We start from the raw sequence: 19,459 nt of genomic DNA on the forward strand, positions 1-19,459 counted from the left end.
AGTGAGTTTTCAATCCCCCTAAATCCCCCTTAGCTTAAGGGGGACCCCAGGGGCTCCGCCCCTGGACCCCGAATGTACCGTGACTGCCGCCGGGGCCGTCTTCGACACTGCTGCGTGCGGGGCCCGCTTTCGTCCGCTCTCGCGGACACGCTTTACTATTGGCGCTCCTCAGCCGCTTTTTGCCCTGGGTGGTGCCTGCTGCTTTCGCTGCGTTTGTGTCCGGCCGCGTGCTGCAAGTCGCGCCATGACTGCGTCATGAAGCTTTCTTTCGCCGTAAACCCAGGTCAAGGGACGGTCCGGCCCTTGGCCATACCAATGTCACGGTCAAGTGACGGTCCGGCCTTTGGCCAGACCCAAGGTCAAGGTCAAGGGACGGTCCAGCCTTTGGCCAGACCAAGGTCAAGGTCAAGTGACGGTCCAGCCTTTGGCCAGACCAAGGTCAAGGTCAAGTGACGGTCCGTCCTTTGGCCAGACCCAAGGTCAAGGTCAAGGGACGGTCCAGCCTTTGGCCTTGACCGACGAGCTGTATAACCTAAACAATGACATTATAGCAAAGACATTGTCTGCTTACAAAGCTTGTCCCCCGCAGACTGGCTTCGACATTGTCGGCCATCTGCGGGGGACTTGTACTTCTTTATTATTTTATCGCCGAGGCTTGCTGCATCCGCGCCGGTATAACGTCGTTGCCGACTATGTCGTCGAGCGACTCGCGCTTCACCGCTATATCGGCCTGGCCGTCCTTGACAAAGACGACTGCCGGACGGCGAATCCTGTTGTAGTTGTTCGCCATGGCATAGTTGTAAGCGCCGGTGCAGAATACGGCAAGCAGGTCGCCGGTGTTCGCTTTAGGCAGCTCCAAATCCCAAATCAGCATGTCGCCGCTCTCGCAGCATTTGCCCGCTACGGATACCGTCTCTTCTGCCGGATCGTTCGCACGGTTGGCTACGACCGCTTCGTATTTGGAACCGTACAGCGCAGGACGCGGGTTATCCGTCATGCCGCCGTCGACGGCGATATATTTGCGTACGCCGGGAATATCTTTGCTTGTCCCGATCGTATACAACGTCGTGCCAGCGTCGCCGACCATGCTTCTGCCCGGCTCCACCCAGATCTCCGGAAGCGGATAGCCCGCTTTCGAGAAGTTTGTAATAATCGAATCCGTTATCGCCTTGACATACTGTGATACCGGCAGCGGCGTGTCGCCTTCGATGTAACGGATGCCGAAGCCTCCGCCAAGATTAATGACGCGGAATGTAATGTTCAGTTCGTCGCGTACTTTGACGGCGAAGCCCGCCACTTTGTCGACCGCCATCTGAAAGCCCTCGACCTCGAAAATCTGCGAACCGATATGGGAATGTACCCCAAGAAGCTCGAGATTCGGCAGTGCTTGAGCTTCCTGAATGGCCCGGTAAGCCGCCCCGTTGCCAAGGTCGAAGCCGAACTTGGAATCCGTTTGACCGGTCGAGATATATTCATGCGTATGCGCTTCAACGCCAGGCGTAATGCGCAGCAGCACATTCACTTTCTTTCCTTTGTCTCCTGCAAGGGCGTTAAGCAGCTGCAGCTCGATAAAGTTATCGACGACGAAGCAGCCGATATTCGCGTCTAGAGCCATGTTGATCTCTTCCGGCGTCTTGTTATTGCCGTGGAAGTGAATACGCTGCGCCGGGAAACCCGCCTTCAGAGCGGTGTACAGCTCTCCGTCGGATACGACGTCGAGCGAGAGCCCTTCCTGCTCAGCGATGGCGCACATAGCCATGACGCTGAACGCTTTGCTGGCGTAAGCTACCTGAAACTTCAATCCCGACGCGCGGAATGATTCGACATATTCGCGTGCGCGCTGACGCACGAGCGCTTCATCGACAATATAAAGCGGCGTGCCGAATTGCTCTGCAAGCTCGGCGGTGTCGCATCCTCCGATTTCCAGATGTCCTTGTGTGTTGATTTTGCTGGTACCGTGAAAATACATCGTTTTCCCCTCCGTGTTCTCCATTTGCTCCCATTGTTACGGTTTGCATCAATTAACATCAGTATAGCTTATTCCATCCGCCTCCGAAATGGATAAATTCACATTTCATTTGCATTTTTGCGAAAACGCCCTACTCTTTGTTCGCTTCAGGCATGCGGTTCCGCTGCTGAGGCTTTAGAAGGTTTGGACGAGTCCTGTTATACAGTACGGGCGGTCGGATAAATATGCTCCACAGTCCCTTCACATCGAACGGAATAAACGGCCACATATAGGGCCGGTTAAACGAACGCATCAGGACCAATATAATAAACACAGCTGTCGAGGTGATCATAAATCCCGGGACTCTGAAGAAAGCGACCGAAATAATGAGCAGGAGACGGACGATCCGGTTTGCAAGCCCGAGCTCGTAGCTTGGCGTCGCGAACATGCCGATGGCCGCAACAGCCATATATAAGATAACCTCATTGACAAAAAGCCCCGTCTCCACCGCAATATCCCCGATCAGGATCGCGGCGATCAGCGACATCGCGGTAGCGAGCGGCGCAGGCGTATGAACCGCCGCCATCCGCATCAAGTCCACCCCTATCTCGGCAAGAAGAAACTGCGCCACAAGAGGGATCTTCGCCTCTTTTTGCACCCCGATAAATTCCAGTGCCGCCGGCTTGAGCTCGGGTTGGAGCGTGAACAAAAACCAGACGGGGAGGAGAAATAACGATGCGAATATACCGAAAAACCTCACCCACCGGAAATATGTGCCCAAAAACGGGGTCTGTCGGTTCTCCTCGGCATGCTGTACGAGATCAAAGAATGTAGTGGGCAGAATCATCACGCTCGGCGATGTGTCTACAAAAACAGCGATGTGCCCCTCCATTAAGTGGGCCGCCACCACATCCGGCCTCTCCGAATATCTCACAAGCGGAAAAGGGTTCCAGCCCCGTTTGACCGTCGCTTCTTCCAGTTGTTTATCGGCAAGAGGCAAACCGTCCAGCTTGACCTGCTTGATTTTATCGCGAATCGCTTCGAGCATCTCCATATCGGCGATGTCATCAATATAAGCCAGACATACATCGGTCTGCGTCCGGTCGCCGACCCTCATTGTTTCATAGCGCAGATGCTTGTCGCGCAGCCTCCGCCGTACCAGCGTTACGTTGACAAGCATCGTCTCCACAAATCCGTCCCGGCTGCCGCGCACGACGCGTTCCAGCGAAGGCTCCTCGGGAGACCGCGCCGGAAAGCTCTTCGCATCAATCATGAGAAGGGAGTTCTCTCCGTCGATATATAAAGCCGACGCACCGGCCAGGACGCCCGCCATCATGTTATTCCAGTCGCACTCCTGCATCACCTGCACGGCCGGCACATAAAGGTCAAGGAAGGAATGCAGCGCATCCGGCGACAGATCATCCGATTGCAAATATGAGAGTCTCTTCAGAACCTCGGTTAGAACCTGATCCTTGGCAAAGCCGTTCAGAAAGAAGAGCGCAGTCCTTTTCTCACCGAAAGTCATTTCCCGAACGACGACATCGAAGCTTTTTTTATAACCGACCTCCGTCTCCAGTTTCTCAATAAATTGTTCGATATGCTCCGGAATAGGCTCCCGTTCGGGCTTTGACTCCTCTGCGCCGTTCCCGGAATGACGATTACCCCAGTGTCCGATAATCGGCTCCTCCAGAGCTTCCAGCTCGAGCTTCTCCTTATCGTCCGAGTCGATAATGGCAATCGGCTCCAGTTCCACCCCTCCGGTAAACCCTGCTTCCTCCGAATAATGATAGACCGGCTTCGCATTTCGCTTATCCGAATCACGGCCTCCCTGTCCACGTTCCCTCATCTTACAGCCTCCTCAGAGTTTATTTCCGCTTTCATTCGCCAATCCGCTGAAAGTAAAGCCAATCGAACAAGGATCCGAACACTTTGCCCAACATCATCGCCATAACAAGAGCCACCATATAACGGCTCAGCTGCAGCCGTTTGGCCAGTATAGGCAGCACATTCATTACTTCCGTCAACGCGGCTGCGAGCATACCGACAAATATGCCGTCAAACAACCCGATTATCGGTAGCATGACATGACTTGGCAGCCGCAGCCGCCAGTCCATGAAATCGGCCACGGTCCAGTACACGGCGCCGCATATGATCGATGTTTCAAACCAGATCGAGCTGCGGTACGCATAAGCTAGCTGGGCGAGCCTTGGAATAAGGTCGAATACGATGAGCAGGGCGACGAGACCGCTGCCGACCGCCAGACCGCCGGCTAATCCAAGAAAAACAACAAATCCGTGCTGCGCTAGGCTAAGCATCGTCGACCTTCTCCTTCGCGATCCCGGGCTTGCCGCTTTTTCCGTTCTCATTCTTCTTGCTCATTTCGTCGGCGATAACGTATGCGTTAACATTTTCCTCGTACATATAAAGCTCGACTTCGAGCGGATTCGGTTCCTCATTGAGCCTCTTGCGGAACAAGTGGTTGAAGAACACAAGCATTCCAGCCCCGATGCCAAAGGAGTATGGAATTTGAAACCAGAGCGGGCGATCGCTCCTGCCGCCGGTTACAAGCTCTGTAATACGGATATGCACCTCGCGCATGCTCACATCGGTATGGAAGTTCATGATGGCGAGCCCGGAGCCGAAGAAGAGAAGCAGCCACGCCCCTGCCAGCACAAGCAATCGCGGCTTGCGCGGCTTATCCGCGACGATGACGAGCACCTGCGGATCGCCGTAGGGCTCGACAATGGCGTGAGGCTCCGATTCCCGCACCGCTTGGACGATTTGGAGCAGGTCGATAACGACGCGGTTCCCGTCCTCGAGCCGGTGGCGGTGCAGCACAAGCCTGTGCAGCCTCGCCTCAAGCGCCTGGTCTGCGGCAAACAGGCGGGCCGCATGGCCCAGCGTAATGATTCCGCCGGGCTTGATTCCGATTCTTTTACGCAGCCGCAAGTAAAGGGTACACGATCCTGCGGAGCTCATCCGCATCCCTCCCGTCATTGGTATCATTAGCGGACCGCTTCCCTTTTAGTATGATTAAAGGCAGCCAAGGATAATCGGAGCAGTCGAAACAAAAAAAACCAAACCGCCGCTACCGGGCGATTTGGTCTTGGATGAGCCCTCCTAAAGGGCGATCTGGTCCTTGATCAGCTGTAAAATTTTCTTCTCCAGCCTTGATACCTGAACCTGGGAAATACCGAGCCTTGCGGCAACCTCAGACTGAGTCTGATCGCGGTAATAACGCAAAAATACAATCAGCCTCTCCCGCTCCGACAGCCCGCCGATCGCTTCGAAGAGCGCGAGCTTGTCGAACCAGCGTTCCTGCGAATCGTCGGCAATCTGGTCCATGAGCGTGATGGGGTCGCCGTCATTCTCAAACACCGTTTCGTGGATCGATGTGGGCGGCTTATTCGCTTCCTGGGCGAATACGACGTCCTCCGGGCTGATCCCGAGCTGCTCCGCCACTTCCTTGATGGTCGGCAGCCTCCCGAGTACCTTGGAGAGCTCATCCTTGGTCTTGCGCACTTTATTCGCCGTTTCCTTAAGCGACCTGCTGACCTTCAGAGTCCCGTCGTCCCGCAGAAACCGCTGGATCTCTCCGATAATCATCGGCACCGCATAGGTCGAAAATTTCACCTCATACGACAAATCGAATTTATCGACCGACTTGAGAAGGCCGATACAACCGATTTGGAACAAATCCTCCGGTTCGTACCCGCGCCCCATAAACCGTTGGACGACAGACCAGACCAGCCGGATGTTGCACTGCACCAGCGTATCGCGAGCCACAGTATCGCCGGATTGACTAAGAGCGATCAACCGTTTCACTTCAGAATCGTCCAAGAATGGTTGCGCCGTTTGTTTCAAACTGACATCCATGCGGTTCAACCCCTATGCGCCTAATTGAAGAGCGCTTTTTTCGATTCGATACGCTTCGTCATCGCAATAGATGTCCCTTTGCCCGGCTCGCTCGATACTTCGAAGCCATCCATGAAATTTTCCATTATCGTAAAGCCCATCCCCGAGCGCTCCAGCTCGGGCTTTGAAGTGTATAACGGTTGACGCGCCAAATCCAGGTCTTCAATACCGTTGCCGCTGTCTTTGATGGAAAGCTTGACCATGTCTCCGTTAATCGAGGCCTCGATGGTCACGATGCCGTCCGGGTCGCTGTCGTAGCCGTGAATGATTGCGTTGGTGACCGCCTCGGAGACGACCGTCTTCAGATCATTCAGTTCCTCCATGGTCGGATCCAGCTGGGATATGAACGCAGCTACCGCGACACGGGCAAACGCTTCATTCTCCGAACGGGCCGAAAATGTCAGCTTCATCTCATTCGTTTCGTTCATGAGACGACCTCCAGACTTGTGAGCGCTAACCGCTCGTTCTCGTGAATCGGCAATATTTTGAACAGCCCGGAAAGCTCAAACAACCGGTAAACACTTTGGTTGACATCGCAGACGACCATTTTGCCGCCTTTGGCCTTAAGCTGTTTATACCGGCCCAATATGACACCCAGACCGGAGCTGTCCATAAACAGGAGATCCTTCAAACTGAGAATGACATGGTCGCAGTTTCCGCGTAAAATCGCTTCTTCCATCTTGAAACGGACCACATCTGCGGTGTGGTGATCCAGTTCCCCCCGCAGCCTGACGATGAGCACGTTGCGGTAATGCTCCAATTCGACCTGCAAGCTCATTATCTTGTTCACTCCTTCGCGAAGCATTGAACTTCGTTGTCGCGGAAGCCGGCCTTGCCCAGTAACCATCCGCATTGGTGTTGAACAAGCATTTCTCCGTTTCCGCCCCGGATTCCTGCCTCGCGACAAAACTAGAAGCAGGACGCTATGAGCTGACAAAAACCGCTAACCTTTCGGGAAAGGACCGACATTAATTACGAGAATAGATTACCGCAGGAGCGTCTGAAGAGCGTCCACCATCCGGCGCGTTCGACCGAAGCCGGAGCATCCACCGTAAATTCGTTCAGCACCTGGTCTCCCTGATAGACAATAAGCTTGCCGATCGGCGCATTGATTTTTACAGGCGCCTTAAGTGAATCGATTTTCAACTCGTAGCGAATATCCTTAACCGAGCTGCCTTTCTTCAACAGTACGCTGTATGAATGTTTGGCCTTGAGCTCCATCTCCGGGATATTCCCCTTCTCGACCTTGACGGTCCCCATCGTTTGCCCTTTGTCGAAAATCGAATGGTTCATATATTGAGCGAATGAAAAATCGAACATTTGAGAAACCTCGGCATTTCTTGTTTTCGTATTCGGCTCGCCCATGACAACGGCGATAACGCGCAAATTGTCGCGGCGCGCCGTTGCCGTCAAACAAAATTTGGCCTCGCTCGTAAAGCCGGTCTTGAGGCCGTCCGCACCGCTGTAAAATCTCACAAGCTTATTTGTATTTACGAGCCAGAACGGTTTCTCGCTCGTTTTGCGCAAATAGTCCTGGTAGAGCCCCGTATATTTCGTAATTTCACTATGCTTAAGCAATTCTCTGGACATCACGGCAATATCATGCGCGGAAGTATAGTGATCGGCAGCCGGAAGTCCGTTACAATTGGCAAAATGAGTATTTTTCAGACCCAGCTCCTGAGCGCGCCTGTTCATCATACCCACAAATTCGGCTTCGGTTCCGGCCAGCTTCTCCGCCATCGCAACGGAGGCGTCGTTGCCTGAAGCAAGCGCGATCCCTTTAAGCATTTCTTCGACTGTCATCTGCTCGCCGGGTTCGAGGAAGATTTGAGAACCGCCCATTGAAGCGGCATATTCGCTTGTCGATACTTTTTCGGTAAGCTGGATGCGCCCTTCGTCGAGCGCTTCCATAATGAGCAGCATCGTCATCACTTTGGTGATGCTTGCGGGAGGCAGCCGGTCGTGGCTGTTTTTCTCGTAAATAATAGTTCCGCTGTCGGCATCCATCAGAATGGCCGATCGTGCGGAGACGGCCAAATTATTTTGGCTGTCCGGAGACTTTATTGCAGACTTTTCTTCTTCCGCGAATACGGCCGTCGGCACCGACAGCACCAATATAGCGGCACAGCATCCAACAATCAGCTGCTTAAATTTGCGGTTCATTCGTGGTGTTCCCCCTCTGTATGATGCCCAGCGGCTGTATCGGCCGCGATTTGGCTAGAATCTTATTCATAGTTTCGACGAATAAGAGTAAAATTATTCCACAATTCCAGAGAAATATGGTTGTTATGCTTCCATCTTCGCGGGTCCGGCGGATTGCGCTCCTACAGTGGTATAGTGAATCCGCGCTGCATCCTCTTATCTGGTTGAAACTGTATTTCGATAGTATCTTCCTAAGCGCTCATGCCAAAAACCCTTGGAATGCTATGTGAAAGCTTGCTCTCCACATAACATTCCAAGGGTATGAGTCAACTATAGCGGACCTGGCTTCAGCCGTATCTGTGAGTGCCGGATTCCGTAACCACGGACTGCAGCAGCGGCGGTAACGACGGCGCTTCGCCGCCGATCGTAAAGGCGCTTCGCACGAGCTCTTCGACCTCACGAACCTTCCTGCTGTCTTCCCGCACATGCAGCAGCACGATAGCTTCTCCGGCTGCGACGCGTTCCCCCGTCTTCCTGCGCATGGTCAAACCGACCGCATGGTCGATCCCGGCATCCTTCGTGGCACGGCCCGCCCCAAGAAGCATCGCCGCCAGCCCCAACTGTTCCGCGTCAATCCGCTGGATGAAGCCGTCCGTTTGCACCGTAACCTCGATTATTACAGGTGCCTGCGGCAGCAGTGCAGGATCGTCGGCAACCGCTGGGTTGCCGCCCTGCGTTTCGACAAACGTGCGGAATTTATCCAACGCTGCGCCTGATGCCAGCTTCTCTCGCACCAAAGCTTCGGCAGCTTCCAGGCTGTCCGCCTGCCCGCCGAGCATCACCATGTGCGCGCCAAGGGCAACACACAGCTCCGTCAGGTCCTTCGGTCCTTGCCCGCGCAGTGTCTCGATCGCTTCCCGCACCTCGAGGGCGTTGCCGATTGCAAACCCGAGCGGCTGGTCCATATCGCTGATAAGCGCGGCGGTCCTCCTGCCGACCTGAGTGCCGATATCGACCATCGCCCGTGCGAGCGCCTCGGACTCCTCCAGCGATTTCATGAAAGCGCCGCTGCCGGTTTTCACATCGAGCACGATTGCATCGGCGCCGGCAGCGATTTTCTTGCTCATTACGGAGCTTGCGATAAGCGGGATCGATTGAACCGTCGCGGTGACGTCCCGCAGTGCGTACAGCTTTTTATCCGCAGGCGTGATATTGCCGCTTTGACCGATTACGGCGAGGCCGATTTCATTCACTTGCGTGAGAAACTGATCCCTCGTAAGCTCTGTCCGAAAGCCTGCAATCGACTCCAGTTTATCTATGGTACCGCCTGTATGACCGAGACCTCTGCCCGACATCTTGGCTACGGGAACACCGCAAGCCGCCACCAGAGGCGCGACGATAAGCGTTGTTTTGTCGCCGACCCCGCCGGTGCTGTGCTTGTCCGCCTTGATCCCGCGGATCGGCGATAAATCGATCTGGTCGCCCGACCGCGCCATAGCCAACGTCAAATCCGCTGTTTCCTTAGCGGTCATCCCGCGAAAGAAAACGGCCATCGCCCAAGCTGACATTTGGTAGTCCGGTATATCTCCTTGAGAATAGCCGTCAATGAGAAAAGAAAGCTCCGCTTCCGATAAGGAACCGCCGTTTCTTTTCTTATGAATGAGATCCACCGCACGCATCTTTCGAGCCTCCTGTAGAATGAGAATCTATTAGTGTCAAGTCGCTTTTGGCCCGAGCGATTTGCTTTTTTCACATTGCGCCTTCAGTATGAGCTGATCCAGCGTCTGGCTTAACAGAATGACTTCGCGGTGCAGAAAGTTCTGCCTCCGCATAGCTGCCGCAACAAGTTGACCTCTCAGCCGTTCAAGCCGGTAATTAGTATGGTTGTCCATGCAAATCCCCACTTTATCTTTATTTATCACGGACATTATACGACGATCACCGGACAAAGAATGTCACAATAGGTCGAAGCGAATATTACATTTTTGTTACAAAAACTGTCGTTAGAGTAGGGGTACGACTCCCTGAATTAGCCCAAGGAATTTTGATTTTACCCGTTCCGTCGTCTCCATTACTTCATCATGGGAGAGCGGCTGATCCAATATGCCCGCAGCCATGTTGCTGATGCAAGAGATACCGAGCACCTCAATCCCGGAATGGCGGGCCGCTATAACCTCCGCCACCGTCGACATCCCGACAGCATCCGCGCCCATGATCCGCATCATGCGGATTTCCGCAGGCGTTTCATAGGAAGGTCCAAGAACGCCAATATAAACCCCTTCACGCAGCGAAAATCCCTGCTTATCCGCGGTTTGCCGCGCCAACTCACGCAAGCGTCTGCTGTACGCCTCAGACATGTCGGGGAAACGGAGGCCCAGCTGGCTGTCGTTCGGTCCGACCAGAGGGCTGCGGCCTGTCAGATTGATATGATCGCTGATCAGCATCAAATTGCCCGGCTCATAGCCGGTATTGATGCCTCCGGCCGCATTCGTAACGACCAGCTTGTTCACTCCTATAGCCTTCATGACGCGCACCGGAAAAGAAGTCAGCTCCGGACCATAGCCCTCATACATATGGAAGCGGCCGCGCATAAGGACGACCGGCCGGCCGGCAAACGTACCGATCATAAGCTCGCCTGCATGCCCTTCCACCGTAGAGACAGGGAAATGCGGAATATCGCGGTACGCAATGGTGACCGCATCGTTTATGTAATCTCCGAGAATGCCGAGACCGGAACCCATGATCAATCCGACTTCCGGTTTCTCTTTCATGCGTGCGGAGATATAGTCCGCCGCCTCGCGTATTTGGCCCGCTGTCAGTTCGTTCACAAAGATTCCCTCCTAAAGGTATAAATTAATTTTAATCGAAACGGAGCTCGTTACGTACGCCTCTTAAGGTTAATTCAGTTCGTCCAGAAATGAAATTCCGTTCTCCGGCGGCTCAACTCCAAAGTTATCCGCGATCGTACGGGCCACGTCGGCGAATGTCGACCTTACTCCCAGCGCACCGGGCGATTTAAGCGACGTGCCGTAAACAAGCAGCGGAACGTACTCTCTTGTGTGATCGGTTCCGGCATGAGTCGGATCATTGCCGTGGTCGGCTGTGATGATAAGAAGATCGCGCTCGCCCAGCCGCTCCAGCAAAGCAGGCAAAGCGGCATCGAAAGCTTCAAGCGCCTCTGCATACCCGTGCGGGTCCCGCCGGTGTCCGTATAAAGAGTCAAAGTCGACGAGGTTCGTAAAGAGCAGGCCTTTAAAAGGACGTTCCAGCAGCCTTCCGGTTTTCTCGATGCCATCGGCGTTGCTCTTGGTTGGAAACGACCCCGTAATGCCTTCTCCGTCGAAAATATCGTTGATTTTGCCGACGGCGATCACTTCGAAACCGCCGTCCTGCAGAGCGCTCAGCACTGTCGGTGAAGGCGGCTTTACCGCGTAATCGTGGCGGTTGGCCGTTCTTTTGAACGCGCCCGGCTCGCCTTCGTAGGGGCGGGCTATCACCCGGCCAACCGAGTAGCGTTCGTCAAGCGTCAGCTCGCGCGCGATTTTGCAAGCTTCGTACAGCTCCTCAAGCGGAATAACCGTCTCATGAGCTGCTATTTGAAAGACGCTGTCGGCCGACGTATAAACGATCCATTTGCCCGTCCGCATTTGCTCCCCGCCAAGCTCTTCGATTATTTCCGTACCGCTGGCCGGCTTATTACCGAGAACTCCCCGGCCTGTCCGGGCTTCGAAAGCTTCGAGAAGCTCCGATGGAAAGCCGTCCGGAAACGTTCGGAACGGCGCGGTAAGCTTAAGGCCGGCAATCTCCCAATGGCCTGTCATCGTATCTTTGCCGACTGATACTTCCGCCATTTTGCCATAGAACGCCGACGCTTCCCCTTCGGGAACCCAATCCTCAAGCGCTGCGATTCGATCAAGTCCCATGCCGCGTAAATTTGGCAAGCGGAGCGTCGGAACGCGCTGAAGGATATGACCGAGCGTGTTCGCTCCCGCATCCCCGTACGAAGCAGCATCGGGCAGCTCGCCAATACCGACACTGTCGAGTACGATCAGCGTTATTCGGTCAAATTTCATATACTCGCCTCCACTGCCGGAAATTGTACTGCGCCCTGCATTATTTCACCTTGGCTCTCGGATGGGCCTGGTTATACACATCCTTGAGCCGTGTTTTGGTTACCTGCGTATAGATTTGCGTCGTTGAAATATCGGCATGGCCGAGCATTTCCTGCACGGAGCGCAAATCCGCTCCATTCTCCAGCAGATGCGTTGCGAACGAATGGCGCAGCGTATGCGGCGTAATTTCGCTCTTGATTCCAGCCTCCGCCGCATATTTCTTGATCATTTTCCAAAAGCCCTGTCTTGTCATACGGGTTCCGAGCTGATTAAGATATAAGGCCTGTTCGCCGCTCTCGCCCTTCAGGAGCTTGTGGCGTACCGTTTCCAAATAAACGGACAATGCCTCGCAAGCGATTCCGCCCAGCGGAATTACTCTCTCTTTGGCGTTCGCGCCGACACATCTTATGAAGCCCAATGTCAAATTCACATAACCGACATCCAGTGAAATAAGCTCCGACACCCTAATGCCTGTCGCGTAGAGCAGCTCGAGCATCGCTTTATCGCGGATACCGGCCGTGCTTGACGAGTCCGGTGCGGCAAGCAGACACTCCACCTCCTCAACGGTCATCACCATCGGAAGCCTTTTTTCCTGCTTCGGCGTTTCCATCTGGAGCGCGGGATCATGTGTGACAAGCCTTTCGCTCGTCAAAAAGTGAAAAAACGACCGTATGGATACCGTGTGCCGGGAAACCGTCGCGGTTGCCCGGCCCTGCTGCCTGAGCCCGAGCAGGTAACGGGAGATATGGTGCTTCTGAATATCGCCGACTCCCTCGATTCCTTGCTGTTCCGCAAATTCCAGAAAAAAGGCCAAATCCCGTTCGTAACAAGAAACCGTAGTGCGGGAAAGCCTCCGCTGATCTTCTAAAAACCGGATGAACGTTTGCAGATGAGCTTTCATGAGTTGTTCCTTTCCCGAAAATCGTTCCGTTTTAGCTAACCGCTTCAAATGCTATATTCCACACCGGGCTTTCGTTTTCCTGCCAAACAACGCCATTTTTTGTCGAATTCCGCCTTTAACCCGTAATACACTACTCCCCGTACCAATAAAATAAACGAAGCCTCTCGGAAATGCTGCTCTCCATATTCCAATCCATCTGGGAGTGAAATACCTTAAGCGCTTGCCCCTGAGGGATTCTGTAAGGGTCGGCGGGGGCGATCCATGCGGCGATAAAACGGCATCCCCCATACATCGCAACCGTGAGTATGCAGAGCAGGGCGATAAAGATAAACCGTCTTAGCCATTTGCGAACCGATACGACCATTTCCGATCGTCTCCTTTCATGGTAAGAAGCAACGGCTATCACCGCTCTGTGACGGCGATGTGATCTCTTGCTGAATAATTAAAGGTAAGCAGCCGCAGCCGGTTGAAGCGGTTGTCCTCTAAGAGAATTTATGAGCCAGGCCTCTTTTTCATGTCTGCCGGGCCGGCGAGGGACCTTCCGGCCGTCAGCTTGGCTTGTCGTTCGTAGTGTTCGTAGTACTTTGGATCAGCTGCTCAAGCGGCGTATAGGGCACTCCTACGGCTTGTGCGACCTGTGGATGGGTCACTCTGCCTTTATAAGTGTTCACGCCTTTGCCAAGCGGTTCGCTTCGGCTAACCGCCTGTTCCAGACCTCTGCCGGCGAGCTCCAGCGCATAGGGCATCGTTACGTTAGTCAAGGCCAGCGTCGAAGTGCGCGGAACCGCCCCCGGCATATTGGCTACAGCGTAATGCAGGACGCCGTATCTCTCGTAAACCGGGTTCGAATGGGTCGTTACCCTGTCGATCGTCGCTATCGTACCGCCTTGGTCCACTGCAACGTCTACGATTACCGCACCTTTCTTCATCGTCTGGACCATATCTTCAGTCACGAGATGGGGAGCACGGGCGCCGGGAATCAGTACCGCACCGATAAGAAGATCCGCCTTGCGGACTGCGTTTGAAATATTATACGGATTCGACATTAGCGTCCTGACGCGGCCTCCGAACACATCGTCGATATACCTCATCCTGTCTGCGCTCTTTTCCAGAATGACGACACTTGCGCCCATGCCGAGGGCGATTTTCGCCGCATTGGTGCCGACAATCCCTCCGCCAAGAATAATGACTTCCGCAGGCGGAACGCCAGGTACGCCACCGAGCAATATGCCCCGGCCGCCATAGAAGGCTTCAAGGAACTGCGAGCCGACCTGTACGGCCATTCTTCCCGCCACCTCGCTCATCGGAGTAAGGAGCGGCAGGCTTCCGTTAGGCAGCTGAATGGTTTCGTAAGCGACAGCCGATACCCCGCGGTCGATGAGTGCTTTAGCCAGATCCTGGGCAGCGGCCAGATGCAGGTAAGTGAACAAAAGAAGCCCTTCCCGAAAATATTCGAATTCGACCGGCAGCGGCTCTTTTACCTTCATAATCATACCCGCCTGGCTCCAGACATCCGCGGCATCGGCGGCAATTGCCGCTCCTTCCGCTTCATACGCATCGTCCGTGAAGCCGCTTCCTTCTCCGGCCCCAGGCTCGATCAGCACATCGTGGCCGGCAGCCTTTAGCATTCCGGCTCCTGCGGGTGTCAGCGCCACGCGATATTCGCTTGCTTTTATTTCCTTCGGTACACCGATTATCATAGAGATTCCTCCCGACACTTTTGTACGAAACTTCCCCGGCCCAAGCTTCATTTGCAAGCACAAAACCCGCATCGGAAGCATAGAAGAAACAGAGTTTTTCGCTGCTGCCGCCCGATCACTTGCTTCACAATTTTGAATAGCTTCGTTTATTCTACATATGCAAATAATGGACGGGGTGACAGTCCTCGACATACCTTTTCCAGTCGAGCCATAAATTATGTGCCCGCGAGCGGCTTCTACCCATGCCTGTGTGCATCCGCCTCCATACAATAAATAAAAGAACCCGGGGAGAGAAGAGTCCATTAAGCGTGAGCGAAAGGGCTTTGCGTTCGTTTCTCTCCCTTCCTTTCTGTAACGGCGTATCGAAAAAGCGTTCGGCTGTATAAAAAGTATAGCAAATACTGTATATTCCTGCAGTTCGAAATTCCGGGAGAAGCTGTCGATTCCCAGCGCTATACAGTATGTAATACAAAGGAGGAGCATGCATTTGCACAACTTGGAACGGCTGCTTGGCAGATATATAAGAGCGAGAGTATCCGGTTACAGACGCAGATTGATCGGCTTCAAAAACCAAACGCAATACCAACGCTGCTTGAAGGAGCTTGCGAAGCATGGGATCAGCCCGGTAAAAAGAATACGCGGCAGCAAGGTTATCTGCTGCAAAGTGAATAAACGCCACGCCAAACTGCTTCAGTCTTTAGCCGCTCATCCTCACGTTAAATATGTAGAGCCTGATTTTAAAATACGGGCGCACGGCTTACCGGCCGTTAAGCTGAGAAGCGGAAATCCGGGAAGCGGCGGACAGAAACCCGGGCAGGGTACGAAGGTGAACCCACGGCAGCGCCTTGATAAGGGGTTAACGATTGCCGCAATCCGGTCGTCTAATGGAGCGGCAAACGGTAGGCAGCGCCCTAATTCAAAACCGCGGATGTTTGCCGGCAAAGCGCTTGGATCGGCCGTTTCCGAGGACTGTCCGGACGGGGTTACATGGAACGTGTGCCGCGTTCAGGCGCCGAAAGTATGGCCGGTGTCTCGCGGCTCGGATATCGGGATCGGAATCATCGATACAGGTATCGCAAGGCACCCCGACCTGAACATTGCCGGAGGCATCAATACGGTTGGCGGCTCCTCTTATTATGACGACAACGGGCATGGCACTCATGTGGCCGGAATTGCCGCAGCTTTGGGGACGAACGGAAGAATCCCCGGTGTCGCGCCTCGGGCCAAATTATATGCGGTGAAAGCGTTAAACGCGAACGGCGAAGGCTTCGTCTCCGGCATCATTAAGGGAATCGATTGGTGTATACAAAAGAGGATTCCCGTCATCAATATGAGCGTTGGCATTTCGGGCGGCACAAGCAGGGCTCTGCGCGAGGCGATTCAACGCGCACGTGATAATGGAATCGTAGTTGTCGCTTCGGCCGGCAACAACGGCGACAACAGCGGCGGGATCGACGAGCCCGCCAGCTTTCCTGAGACGATTGCCGTCGCCGCCTCGACGCAGGGCAATGGAATCGCATCCTTCAGCAGCCGCGGGAGCGGCATTGACGTGGCGGCTCCCGGCACCGATATCAAATCAACATGGGTCGGCGGAGGCTACAAAAGAATGTCGGGCACAAGTATGGCCAGTCCGCATGTTGCAGGCGGAGCGGCGCTGCTTCTTGCCAAACAACCGGGAATGAGACCCTCGGAAGTATCAAGAAGGCTTAAATCTTCCGCACGAAGGCTGTCCGGCTTCTCCTCGCGTTCGCAGGGCTCCGGCCTGATTCAATTGGCGGGGGCAATTCAAGCCGCCGGTTCGGCCACTGGCGGCGAGCAGTCGCAGGGTTCAGTGGATCGCGGTTACAGGTACCGCTCGGCTGCATTTCGTTCATCTCCCAAGCGCAGGGCCAAAGTGCACAGCGCGGCAGCCCGCAGAGGCGACGCTGCATGTCCGCCCTCCGCTGGCCGCAGCAGCTCCAAGCGCTGTTCATGCCGGAAGTGCTGCAGCGGCAAGAGCCGCAAGCCTCACAAACGGCGTGACAAATAACTAAGGGCGATACAAATAAACGGCTGTCGCACCTTGAACGCGACAGCCGTGTATACCCTCTAAATGAATAAATAAAAATTTATCCTCTGGATATTACTAAAAAACTCCCTTGGGCGGCGCAGCCAGTAATCCGGGGCGCCGCTCAAAGGAGTTATTGTTGGTCGTTCTTGCTTCGGCAGCGGCTGCAAATACCTTGAAAATCAAGCCGGTGATCGATAACCGAAAAACCGTATTCCAGCTCAAGCCTCTCTTCGAGCGGGCCTAGCCAATCTTCCAATATTTCATCCATCGCACCGCATTGAACGCAGATGAGATGGTGATGATGATGCTTGTTATTATCGGTCCGCAAATCGTAACGGGCGACTCCGTCGCCGAAGTTCATCTTTTCCACGACATGCAGTTCGCTAAGCAGTTCGAGCGTCCGGTAAACGGTAGCAAGACCAATCTCAGGCGCTTTATCCTTGACTAGCATGAACACGTCTTCCGCGCTCAGATGATCTTCTTCATTCTCAAGTAAAACTCGTACCGTCGCTTCGCGCTGCGGGGTCAGCTTGTACCCTTGCGACTGCAGCTGCTGTTTAATTTTCTCAATCCGGGATTCCATGGTTTCCCCCCTCGCGCCTGCTTCATGCCCATCGCCGGAAACGTTTGCTTTCATTATAGGGGCACATTGCGAGGAAAGTCAAACTTTTTTAGAATGATTACAATCCGCTCCCGTAGCCCAATATTAGCGGTGCTGCCCACTTCAATAAGACGGGTGAGACGAACGATTCGACCATTGCGGCGGCAACTGCTACAAGCAGCATTAGCGCCCCTGTTGCTGTGTGCTGGGCGAAGGGCTGGCCAATCGTCCCGTAACGGTTCAGCAGTCTGTTTCGGACGATATAGATCGAGAACGAGACGGCTGAGACGCTTGCAATAAGCATAGCAGGCACGACAAGCAGGTTCTGAGGAGCAACGGACATGAGAGAGAACAGCAGTCCTTTCCACGAATGCTGGCTGACCAGTGTCCCTACGGCAAAACCGACCAACACTCCCTTAAGAAAATCAAGCCCGAGGATCACCGGCATGCCCACTACCGTCAAGCCTAAAACCCAAATGAGAATAAGCCACTTGGCATGAAACAGTGCGCGTTCCCAGAGCGATTGTCCCCCGTCCGGGACCATCCCTTCCTGTATCCTCTGCACGAACTGCTGGACATCCGCTGCCAGATCCTGCTGTTGGTCAAGCGTCAGCGCATTGACCAGGAGCGCCCCGAATACGACGCCTACGACAAAGAGAACCGAAACGAATACATAGAGTGTGACGTGATCCTTCATTAACGGCTGCAGCACTGGCGAACGCATGGCACACTCCCCCAAACCCGGATAGTACATTGGTACATTGTATGTCCAAGCCGTCACGCCTATGCCGCTAGTTGCCACATCGATACCACATAACGTGAGCCGATTATCGTGTACCCAATCAGGCCAATGCTGATGCTGCCGGAATACCATGAAGCACACAAGGGTTCAGGGCCACTTCGAATGTGTCACTCTGCCGTAGTTGCCGCCCCCGCCCGCCTGAAGCCCAAGAGTACCGGCTCTTGAGCTTCCGATGACTGAAGCCACCGCATCACCGGCCGTTTCGGCGATGGCCTCTATCGGTACATCGTGCAGCACGGACATCTCGGTGCCGAATTGTGAAAGCAGCTTATCAAGCGTGCGCTTGCCGATGCCGGGAACAAATTCGAGGGGAACCTGATAGATATAAGGGGGCCGGCGATCCGGCATGACAGGGGTATCCCGTCCGGCTTGCTGCGCGAGCTGCTCGATCCGGTCCATCACGCCCCGCACCAGCTTTGGGCTTCCGCACTGCAGGCAGCGTACCGCAGCCGCCCGCTCCTCTGCAAGAGAGCCGCAGTTAATGCAGTAGGTCCGGTGATATTTCCCAAGCACCGGATTCAAGCCGTAATTCGCGGCAATACTTCTTCCTTCAAGACCGCCAAGCGCAAGCTTCAGCTCGGCAAATGACGGCTCGCCGATGGACAGCACATTATACTCCCGGCCGATTTTAGCAAGGGAGTGAGCATCGGAATTAGTGAGGAACGGCAGCTCGTCGAGGTCGGGGATCAGCCCCGCCATCAAACTGTCGGAGCTCAGTCCCAGCTCGACCGCATCGACCAAACCCGGATCCAGCGTATGCGCAAGAGAATCCGAGCAGCTGCCGTACAGGCTTTTGTGCGGGGTGAAAATATGTGCCGGAATAAACAGGCCGCCCCTGCCCTTCACCTCCTCCTGCAAAACTCTCGCAGGTACATAAAGCCGCTGCGAGCTAAGATTGACATTGCGCATATGCAGCGACATCCATGTTGTCAAATGCTTCATATCGGCAAATGTCGGCAGATACACGAGGTGATGTGCCGGACCGCATCCGGCGTCCCGCACCTCTATTTCCGCCCCCAGCACAATCGTCGTATCCTTGTAACGTATTCCGCCGCCTTCGGCCTCCGTCATCTCTCCGGAATCAAGAAGACGTGAGATATCTTCCTGAACGCCCGGCGAATGGCAGTCGATAATGCCCAGCAGGCCTATGCCTTTGCGTACCGCCGCTTCGTAGGCGATGTTGCGGAACGTCAGATCGCGGCTGCCGCTTATTTTGACTGGATCGCCGTTTTCCGTGCGGCCGATATGCAGGTGCAGATCAGCGAAAACCCGGGTTGTATTCATTAAG

Annotated in this window: 19 protein-coding genes; 1 reads left to right on the forward strand and 18 read right to left on the reverse strand. The window is 54.4% G+C overall.

Features of this window, described 5'->3' with window-relative positions:
• Window positions 1-637: 637 nt before the first annotated feature.
• The 15 genes from lysA to ald all read right to left on the reverse strand — a co-directional run bounded on the left by lysA (window position 638) and on the right by ald (window position 14,718).
• A complete protein-coding gene (gene lysA, locus KZ483_RS19070; RefSeq protein WP_220349167.1) occupies window positions 638-1,969 on the reverse strand; it encodes a diaminopimelate decarboxylase in 1,332 nt (443 codons plus the stop codon).
• 130 nt (window positions 1,970-2,099) lie between these two features.
• Window positions 2,100-3,794 (reverse strand): spore germination protein, encoded by a 1,695-nt coding sequence (locus KZ483_RS19075; protein WP_220349168.1) that lies wholly within the window; start codon window positions 3,792-3,794, stop codon window positions 2,100-2,102.
• Window positions 3,795-3,825: 31 nt separating this feature from the next.
• On the reverse strand, window positions 3,826-4,263 hold the full coding sequence (locus KZ483_RS19080; protein ID WP_220349169.1) for a stage V sporulation protein AB: 438 nt from the start codon (window positions 4,261-4,263) through the stop codon (window positions 3,826-3,828).
• Window positions 4,256-4,954 carry a stage V sporulation protein AA gene (locus tag KZ483_RS19085; RefSeq protein ID WP_258881329.1) on the reverse strand — a complete coding sequence of 233 codons (699 nt, stop codon included), beginning with the start codon at window positions 4,952-4,954 and terminating at the stop codon, window positions 4,256-4,258. The genes KZ483_RS19080 and KZ483_RS19085 overlap by 8 nt, the downstream gene beginning before the upstream one ends.
• Window positions 4,955-5,068: 114 nt before the next feature.
• Window positions 5,069-5,824, reverse strand: a complete 756-nt coding sequence (sigF, locus tag KZ483_RS19090; protein WP_220349170.1) for an RNA polymerase sporulation sigma factor SigF — start codon at window positions 5,822-5,824, stop codon at window positions 5,069-5,071.
• Window positions 5,825-5,844: 20 nt separating this feature from the next.
• On the reverse strand, window positions 5,845-6,291 hold the full coding sequence (spoIIAB, locus tag KZ483_RS19095; protein ID WP_220349171.1) for an anti-sigma F factor: 447 nt from the start codon (window positions 6,289-6,291) through the stop codon (window positions 5,845-5,847).
• Window positions 6,288-6,641: an anti-sigma F factor antagonist gene (gene spoIIAA / locus KZ483_RS19100; RefSeq protein WP_220349172.1), complete on the reverse strand. Its 354-nt coding sequence runs from the start codon at window positions 6,639-6,641 to the stop codon at window positions 6,288-6,290. Before spoIIAA ends, spoIIAB begins: the two co-directional genes overlap by 4 nt.
• Window positions 6,642-6,835: 194 nt before the next feature.
• A complete protein-coding gene (locus tag KZ483_RS19105; RefSeq protein WP_220349173.1) occupies window positions 6,836-8,026 on the reverse strand; it encodes a D-alanyl-D-alanine carboxypeptidase family protein in 1,191 nt (396 codons plus the stop codon).
• Window positions 8,027-8,352: 326 nt separating this feature from the next.
• Entirely contained in the window at window positions 8,353-9,684 is a 1,332-nt protein-coding gene (locus tag KZ483_RS19110; protein WP_220349174.1) for a pyrimidine-nucleoside phosphorylase, read from the reverse strand.
• A 36-nt stretch (window positions 9,685-9,720) separates the two neighbouring features.
• Window positions 9,721-9,897 (reverse strand): aspartyl-phosphate phosphatase Spo0E family protein, encoded by a 177-nt coding sequence (locus KZ483_RS19115; protein ID WP_220349175.1) that lies wholly within the window; start codon window positions 9,895-9,897, stop codon window positions 9,721-9,723.
• Between the two features lie 111 nt (window positions 9,898-10,008).
• Entirely contained in the window at window positions 10,009-10,833 is an 825-nt protein-coding gene (locus KZ483_RS19120) for a purine-nucleoside phosphorylase (RefSeq protein WP_220349176.1), read from the reverse strand.
• A 69-nt stretch (window positions 10,834-10,902) separates the two neighbouring features.
• Complete coding sequence (locus KZ483_RS19125) at window positions 10,903-12,078, reverse strand: phosphopentomutase (protein ID WP_220349177.1); 1,176 nt, start codon at window positions 12,076-12,078, stop codon at window positions 10,903-10,905.
• A 40-nt stretch (window positions 12,079-12,118) separates the two neighbouring features.
• Entirely contained in the window at window positions 12,119-13,018 is a 900-nt protein-coding gene (xerD, locus tag KZ483_RS19130) for a site-specific tyrosine recombinase XerD (protein ID WP_220349178.1), read from the reverse strand.
• A gap of 130 nt (window positions 13,019-13,148) precedes the next feature.
• Entirely contained in the window at window positions 13,149-13,382 is a 234-nt protein-coding gene (locus KZ483_RS19135; protein ID WP_220349179.1) for a DUF4227 family protein, read from the reverse strand.
• A gap of 184 nt (window positions 13,383-13,566) precedes the next feature.
• Window positions 13,567-14,718, reverse strand: coding sequence for an alanine dehydrogenase (gene ald / locus KZ483_RS19140; RefSeq protein ID WP_220349180.1), 1,152 nt, complete (start codon window positions 14,716-14,718; stop codon window positions 13,567-13,569).
• A gap of 487 nt (window positions 14,719-15,205) precedes the next feature.
• Here ald and KZ483_RS19145 point away from each other — a divergent pair, with 487 nt between their 5' ends.
• Window positions 15,206-16,747: a S8 family peptidase gene (locus KZ483_RS19145; protein ID WP_220349181.1), complete on the forward strand. Its 1,542-nt coding sequence runs from the start codon at window positions 15,206-15,208 to the stop codon at window positions 16,745-16,747.
• Window positions 16,748-16,898: 151 nt separating this feature from the next.
• Here KZ483_RS19145 and KZ483_RS19150 read toward each other — a convergent pair whose 3' ends face one another.
• From KZ483_RS19150 to KZ483_RS19160, 3 genes are all read right to left on the reverse strand, one after another.
• Window positions 16,899-17,351, reverse strand: coding sequence for a ferric iron uptake transcriptional regulator (locus KZ483_RS19150; RefSeq protein ID WP_220353541.1), 453 nt, complete (start codon window positions 17,349-17,351; stop codon window positions 16,899-16,901).
• Between the two features lie 97 nt (window positions 17,352-17,448).
• On the reverse strand, window positions 17,449-18,093 hold the full coding sequence (spoIIM, locus tag KZ483_RS19155) for a stage II sporulation protein M (protein ID WP_220349182.1): 645 nt from the start codon (window positions 18,091-18,093) through the stop codon (window positions 17,449-17,451).
• 165 nt (window positions 18,094-18,258) lie between these two features.
• Window positions 18,259-19,455, reverse strand: a complete 1,197-nt coding sequence (locus tag KZ483_RS19160; RefSeq protein ID WP_220349183.1) for an endonuclease Q family protein — start codon at window positions 19,453-19,455, stop codon at window positions 18,259-18,261.
• Window positions 19,456-19,459 lie beyond the last annotated feature (4 nt).

Origin of the sequence: Paenibacillus sp. sptzw28, from assembly GCF_019550795.1 — a bacterium.
Taxonomy (GTDB): domain Bacteria; phylum Bacillota; class Bacilli; order Paenibacillales; family Paenibacillaceae; genus Paenibacillus_Z.

Coding starts and splice junctions, on each gene's coding strand:
- KZ483_RS19125 (WP_220349177.1), bottom strand. CDS start 12,078: ATGAAATTTGACCGAATAACGCTGATCGTACTCGACAGTGTCGGTATT.
- KZ483_RS19135 (WP_220349179.1), bottom strand. CDS start 13,382: ATGGTCGTATCGGTTCGCAAATGGCTAAGACGGTTTATCTTTATCGCC.
- xerD (WP_220349178.1), bottom strand. CDS start 13,018: ATGAAAGCTCATCTGCAAACGTTCATCCGGTTTTTAGAAGATCAGCGG.
- KZ483_RS19085 (WP_258881329.1), bottom strand. CDS start 4,954: ATGATACCAATGACGGGAGGGATGCGGATGAGCTCCGCAGGATCGTGT.
- KZ483_RS19075 (WP_220349168.1), bottom strand. CDS start 3,794: ATGAGGGAACGTGGACAGGGAGGCCGTGATTCGGATAAGCGAAATGCG.
- spoIIAA (WP_220349172.1), bottom strand. CDS start 6,641: ATGAGCTTGCAGGTCGAATTGGAGCATTACCGCAACGTGCTCATCGTC.
- spoIIM (WP_220349182.1), bottom strand. CDS start 18,093: ATGCGTTCGCCAGTGCTGCAGCCGTTAATGAAGGATCACGTCACACTC.
- KZ483_RS19080 (WP_220349169.1), bottom strand. CDS start 4,263: ATGCTTAGCCTAGCGCAGCACGGATTTGTTGTTTTTCTTGGATTAGCC.
- KZ483_RS19105 (WP_220349173.1), bottom strand. CDS start 8,026: ATGAACCGCAAATTTAAGCAGCTGATTGTTGGATGCTGTGCCGCTATA.
- sigF (WP_220349170.1), bottom strand. CDS start 5,824: ATGGATGTCAGTTTGAAACAAACGGCGCAACCATTCTTGGACGATTCT.
- KZ483_RS19115 (WP_220349175.1), bottom strand. CDS start 9,897: ATGGACAACCATACTAATTACCGGCTTGAACGGCTGAGAGGTCAACTT.
- KZ483_RS19110 (WP_220349174.1), bottom strand. CDS start 9,684: ATGCGTGCGGTGGATCTCATTCATAAGAAAAGAAACGGCGGTTCCTTA.
- KZ483_RS19150 (WP_220353541.1), bottom strand. CDS start 17,351: ATGGAATCCCGGATTGAGAAAATTAAACAGCAGCTGCAGTCGCAAGGG.
- ald (WP_220349180.1), bottom strand. CDS start 14,718: ATGATAATCGGTGTACCGAAGGAAATAAAAGCAAGCGAATATCGCGTG.
- spoIIAB (WP_220349171.1), bottom strand. CDS start 6,291: ATGAACGAAACGAATGAGATGAAGCTGACATTTTCGGCCCGTTCGGAG.
- KZ483_RS19160 (WP_220349183.1), bottom strand. CDS start 19,455: ATGAATACAACCCGGGTTTTCGCTGATCTGCACCTGCATATCGGCCGC.
- lysA (WP_220349167.1), bottom strand. CDS start 1,969: ATGTATTTTCACGGTACCAGCAAAATCAACACACAAGGACATCTGGAA.